We start from the raw sequence: 5,008 nt of genomic DNA on the forward strand, positions 1-5,008 counted from the left end.
ATACCGTTATTGTAGGAGGCGCCGCCCCAGAGCATCGCGCCCGTCGCCATCAGCGATCGCTCGGCGGCCTCGATCACTTCGATATGGCAGGCGCCGCAGGCTTCGCGCACGACGCGATAGTCGGACGGATTGACGAAGCGGATATATTCGGGGCTCTCCCGGTTCAGCAGCGTATAGGTGCGGTTGCTGTTCGCGCTCGACGGCCAGTGCCAGCTTTCCGGGTAGCGCGGCAGGACATGGGCGCGGTTCTGGACGTCGAGATAGGCCGGATCGTCGAAATCGAGCGCGCCGTTCGTCAGCGCGACGTTCGGGTTGCCGCCATGGCAATCGGTGCAGCCAAGCGTCACCGCGGGGCTCGCATGCATGGTCAGTTCGTCCGACGCCGTGTGGCAGCTGACGCAGCCCGCGCTTTTCGCATCGGCCTCTTCCTGGCTCTGGTTGCGCGGGGCCGGTTCGGCGAGCACGCCGGCGGCGGCATAATCGCGTTCGACGGCCTGTTCGCCTTCCGCCGCGCCGCCCGGGCTCGCGACGGTCGCGAACAGGATCCCGGCCACCGCCAGCAGCATCGCGATCCGCGGAAGGGTGAACCAGCCCGCCATCAGTAGGTCAGTATCGCGTTGAAGAGGACGGAATAATAGGTGCCCGAGCGCCGGTCCTGCGCGAACAGGTCGGAAAAGCCTTCACTGGCTTCGAAGACCGCGCCGGACAGGCGGAACACCATATTCTGGATCGCGGAGGGCCGCCAGATCGCGGCGGCCGAAAGATCATAGCCGATCGAACTCGGGATGCTGCCCTCGTTGCGCAGCGCCTGCAGGCTGTCGGTGTCCTCGAACCAGAGATGGTTGGCGTTGGCCGACAGGCGGATTTCGGGCGTGATGTCGAAATCGGCGCCGACGCCGACCAGGATCGTTCCCGGATTGTTGAAATTGGACTGGCCCTGCTCCTTGGAGCTGCGCAGCGAATTGAGGATGCCGTTGCGGCCGTTGACGCCGATCGCGCGCCCGCCGCCCGCAAAGGGAATGACCTGGCGGATCCAGTAGCTGGTGTCGGCGCCAGCGAAGATCGGATTCTCGAAGATCGCGTCGAAGCCGCGCTCGGTATTATCGTACGGATCGCCGTCGCCGCTCGCATAGAGACCGGAGAGGCGGAAACGCATCCAGTCCACATCGTAGCTGAGTTCGGCCGCGCCGAAATAGGCGAAGATGTCGGCGGGTTCGTCGGTGAAGAAGCTGTTCCGGTCTTCGCCCAGCGCCAGATAGGCGGACGCCGACAGGTTGAACCGCCCGATCCGGCCGTCGGCGTTATAGCCGAGATAGACGACATCGTAGTTGCGGCCGCGCAGCGACCCGAGCAGCGCCGGGCGCACGGGAAAGCCGTTGTCGTCGATCTCCACGTCGGTGCGCTCGCGGTTCATGTTGTAGGTGACGCTGAACTGGCTGGTGAGCCCGGGAATCGGCAGATCCTGGCGATACAGATTGGCGTGGAAGACATAATCGGACCGGGGCGTCGCGAAGAGATCGTTGAGACCGGAGTTGGTGTCCTTCTCGAGACGCATGAAGGCGGCGAGATTGTACTGGAGCCGGTTGTTGTCGCGCGTGCCGAAAAAGCGCATGCCGAGCTGGTTGTCCTGGAACAGGAAACCGCGGAAATCGGCGTTGAAGGGCTGAATGCCGAGGCGAACGGAATCGAAATCGTAGCGGCGCGACGTGTTGCGGAAGTGATAGTCGAAAAACAGTTCCTGCACGCCGGTGAACCAGTCGAACCGATGGCTCGGCCGGCTCGGCTCGACGAACAGGATGCGCCGCTCGTTGACGTCGACATAGTTGAACTGCGTCGCGAGCGTGACGCGATATTCGACGTCCGGCGGACGATAGGCGGTCGACCCCTTGATCAGCGCCACGCCGGTGATGAAGGTCTGGGCGAAAACGAGGCTGTCCGCCTGGCCGAACACGTCAAGGCTGTCGGGTTCGGTCGTGGTCTGGACGCCGACCGGGGTCGGGAAGCTGCGCGGCTCTATCACCGTGTCGGACACGGCGTTGACGACGAAGAACCAGTCGTCGCCATTGATCGGCAGCCAGTCGGGCAGGTCGCCGAGCGGGATCGGCCGGTCGCCCTTGAGCGTGTTCTGGTTATAGGGATCGAGCAGGTTCTCGTTGACGCCGATCGATTCCACGATGCGCCACCGGTCGGGTACCGGGAACTGGTCGCCCGGAAAGGCCTGGGGCGGCGGGGCGCGGACCGCGCCGACATTTTCCTGCGTTACCGGATCGGGCAGGTCGCGCTGCGGAACGCCCGGACGGCGCCGGTCCTCGATCAGCGTCTCGTCGGCATCGCCCGGCTCCATCACGTCTTCGATCTGGATTTCGTTGAGACCCGTCTCGTCTTCGCCGGGAACGCGGCGGCGCATCTCGCTGCCGCGCGGCTCGGCCATGGCGGTGGCCAGCGCGAGCGCCGAAGCGAAGGGCGGCGGCGGACCATAGGCGCCCGCTGCCTGGGCCGCGGCGGCGATGCAGATCAGGGGAGCCGCCGCCGTCATCTGCCTACAAGCCCTGGCAGACGTTGTTTTCGTCGGTGTCGAGGAACGGCGCGAACGGGCAGCTGACATAGCGCAGGCGGACATCGGTTCCGCCGACATTCACCGTAATCCGGTCGGCGCGAATCTCTGGCGGCGCGTTGTTGATCCCGCCGACCCGAACCGAGGCGTTGTGGGTGCCCAGGAAGCTGATCATGTCGTCCTGGTCGATGCCGTCGCCCGATACGCCGATCCCGCCTACCAGCGCGTTGCCGCGATAGATGGGCACCGAACCGGGAAAGATCTGGATGCCGTTTTCGAGCGGGTTCTGGCCGGGCGCGACGTCGGGCGTCGCCGTGCAGCGCGCGGGCGTATCGGCATTCATCCCGAAAATGAAGCCGACATGGGTCAGCACATTATCGAGGATCAGCGCCGACTGAAGGCCGGTCGAGAAGGGGTTGAAGCTGTCGATCGGACGCGACAGCGGGCCGGGCGGCCGGCCGACCTCTCCATCCGGGAAGAAGGGCCGCGAAAGATTGCCGCCCGAGCGGTCCGCAAAGGCGAACTGCCCGGTCAGCGCGTTGGGATCGCCGAGGAAATCGCGGGTGGCCTGGACGAAACCGTTCACGTCCGCGCTCGGATTGCCGAGCAGCAGGGTCGCGGCATTGGCGTTGGAGAAAAACGCGGCGGTCCGCGCTTTCTGGAGCGAGACGTCGATGCCGAAGATCGGCGCGTCGGGCGAGCGGACGATACCGAGAATCTCGCCATGCGTGTCAACGACCGAGATCGTCACCTGCGCGCGGCTGTCGAGCGGCCGCCGGATCTGCGCGCGCGCGCGGCGCATGATGACAAAGGCCTCCTCGAGGATTGCCGTCACCTCGGTCGACGTCAGCGGTGCCGTCACGTCCGCGCCGTCCGTGCCGGCGCGGATCGGGAAGCGGTTCGTACCCGAACCGTTGGACAGGACGAACGCGTCGCGGATCGAGAATTCGCCGACCGTCGAGGCGCGGATGCCCGACGCTTCGGTTCCGTAGGCCGTGCCGGCGAGCACGCCGCCGGCCGCATCGAAATAGCCGGGGACGCTGGCCAGGCCGCCGGCGATCGCGGCAAAGGCGGGCGGCGCGTTGGGGTTGCTCCGGAAGTCGCCGGTATCGGCGTCCGAATATTTGAGCGTCGTGCCGTCGACCGGGATACGGTCCGCCTGGATTCCGCGCCGCGGCTCGAAGCCGACCGTCGCGGCGAGCGCGATCGCTTCCTCGTCGCTATTGTCGTTGTCGAGCCGGTTGGGATCGAAGCCGTAGACGCCGTCTCCCATCACGCCGACCCCGCCGACCACGACGCCGTTGCGATAGAGCGGAAACCCGCCGGGATCCGCCGACAGGCCGAGCGGCGAGCGTTTCGGACCGATCAGCGCGGACGGACCGCCTCCGCCGGTGAAGCGCCGGACGAGGTCCGAACAGGGCAGGGCGCTGAACTGCACGCCGAACAATGGCCCGCTTTCCAGGCCCGCGGTGGTCGGCGCGGGCGGGAAATGCTCCTGTACGATCTCGCTCGCGGTGCGCGTCGAAAAGGCATTTCCGGCCGACGAGAGATAGGCGCCCGTGATCGCCTTGGCGATCGCCCCGACCGCCGCCGCCGGCGCGGGAAGAACCGTTCCCTGCAGGTCGAAATCGGGGCCGGGCGGCGAGGGGACGCGGAGCGAGAGATTGGCCCCGTCCATCGCGTAGACGGCGAGGACATTGCCGACCCGGTCGACCACGGCGATCGCGACCGGCAGGCCGCGCGCAGTCGCTTCGCCCGCTGCCTGGGCGATGACCTGCCGGACATCGGCGGCGGACAGCGCTTCCTGGGCGGGCACCGCATATTGGGTGACGGCAGGCGGCGGGGGAGGCGGGGGCGGCGGCGCGGGGTTGCCCTGCGTGTTGCCCGGCGTGCCGCCGCCTCCACCGCCGCACGAGGCGAGCACGAAGGCGCTGGCGGTCAGCAGCGCTGTCAATCGCGAACCGCTCCTCACCGCAACCGTCCGATCGCCGTCGATGCCCGGCCCAGCGCTTGCCGGAATTCGAGCGGCCGATAGGCATTGGGTTCGCGAACCGCCGCATAGGCCGCGTTGATATCCGCCCGGATGCCGCCGACCGCGCCCTCGCCGATCATGCCTTGGCTGACCAGCGCGTTGAGCAGCGTGTCAGTCGCCATGACCGCCTGCACACTGCCCTCGTAATCGGTGTAGCGCGCCCGGATCGCCTCGGACGAAACGGCATCGATGATCGCGAAGCTCTGCTGGCGGTTGAAGTTGGCCGAGGCGAACGCGTTGCCGAGCTGCCGGGCGCTGTCGCGCAGTTGCGCGGCCGCCGCGGTCGCCGCGCTCCGCCCCTCGGCGAGCGCGCCGTGAAAGGCCCGGCTGTCGCGGTCGAAGCGGTCGGCGAGACCCGGCGCGACAACGCGCGCGGCCGCTGACAGCATGATCATGTTCTCGTCCTGATAGGAAGGGAAGCC

General features: G+C 67.3%; 2 protein-coding genes and 2 pseudogenes. All 4 read right to left on the reverse strand.

The window, feature by feature from the left end; all coding sequences use genetic code 11:
- Positions 1-599: pseudogene (locus ACTS1X_RS10760) on the reverse strand (hypothetical protein); the annotation flags it as partial.
- Positions 599-2,536 carry a hypothetical protein gene (locus ACTS1X_RS10765; protein WP_442614395.1) on the reverse strand — a complete coding sequence of 646 codons (1,938 nt, stop codon included), beginning with the start codon at positions 2,534-2,536 and terminating at the stop codon, positions 599-601. The gene ACTS1X_RS10765 and the pseudogene ACTS1X_RS10760, both read right to left, overlap by 1 nt.
- Before the next feature lie 4 nt (positions 2,537-2,540).
- Complete coding sequence (locus tag ACTS1X_RS10770) at positions 2,541-4,508, reverse strand: heme-binding protein (RefSeq protein WP_442614396.1); 1,968 nt, start codon at positions 4,506-4,508, stop codon at positions 2,541-2,543.
- A 14-nt stretch (positions 4,509-4,522) separates the two neighbouring features.
- Positions 4,523-5,008, reverse strand: a pseudogene (locus ACTS1X_RS10775) (multiheme c-type cytochrome); the annotation flags it as partial.

The sequence above is a fragment of the Parasphingopyxis sp. genome (assembly GCF_052168275.1).
In the GTDB taxonomy this organism is placed as follows: Bacteria; Pseudomonadota; Alphaproteobacteria; order Sphingomonadales; family Sphingomonadaceae; genus Parasphingopyxis.